Source organism: Elstera litoralis (assembly GCF_000963705.1).
In the GTDB taxonomy this organism is placed as follows: domain Bacteria; phylum Pseudomonadota; class Alphaproteobacteria; order Elsterales; family Elsteraceae; genus Elstera; species Elstera litoralis.
The window spans coordinates 1-608 of the sequence record NZ_LAJY01000828.1 but is presented as its reverse complement, the minus strand read 5'-3'; the positions used below and the strand labels follow the sequence as shown (position 1 = coordinate 608).

Below are 608 nucleotides of genomic sequence, written 5' to 3'. Positions count from 1 at the left end.
AAGCGATACCGCTCGATAACCGGATAGGCGCGAATATGGGCATTGGGGTTGATCGTATCCTGGCTCGGCATATGCACGCACTGCCCGCTGTCGGCAAAGGTCAGCCCGTGATAGCCGCACACCAGCCGATCTTCGTGAACAAAGCCTTGCGATAAGGGGAACAGGCGGTGGGGGCAGCAATCCTCCAGCGCCACAAGGCTGCGGTCGCGCTTGCGATAAAACACGATTTTCTCGCCACAGATGGTCCGCCCAACGGGCTTGCCGCCGATATCGCTATCCCACGCCACAGCGTACCATTGGTTTTTTAAAAACATCATCCCCTCCCGTTCGTTTTTGGACTCGCCTATTGTCGGCGATATTGCAAAGGCATTCTATGATTGGATACATTTTAGCGTCAAGCTGATTTCAGAAACCCCCATATAACAGCGGAAAATTTGAATAAATGGCCTCTTCCCTTTTTCAAAAGGCAGATTATTGTATCCAATAATAGGAATAAGACCCGGGGGAAACGATCATGCAGGTGCGCCTTGCCGCCATTCGCGCCGAAACAAGCCGAGTGAAAAGCTTTCGGCTGGAGGAGGTCGAGGGCAGCGATCTTTGCTGCGCCG

At 53.1% G+C, this 608-nt stretch carries 1 protein-coding gene; it reads right to left on the bottom strand.

The genetic code is table 11. The features are described 5' to 3' along the window. A partial coding sequence (locus tag VZ95_RS20040; RefSeq protein ID WP_232302779.1) for a Rieske 2Fe-2S domain-containing protein occupies positions 1 to 317 on the bottom strand: 317 nt, incomplete at its 3' end. Between the last annotated feature and the right edge of the window lie 291 nt (positions 318 to 608).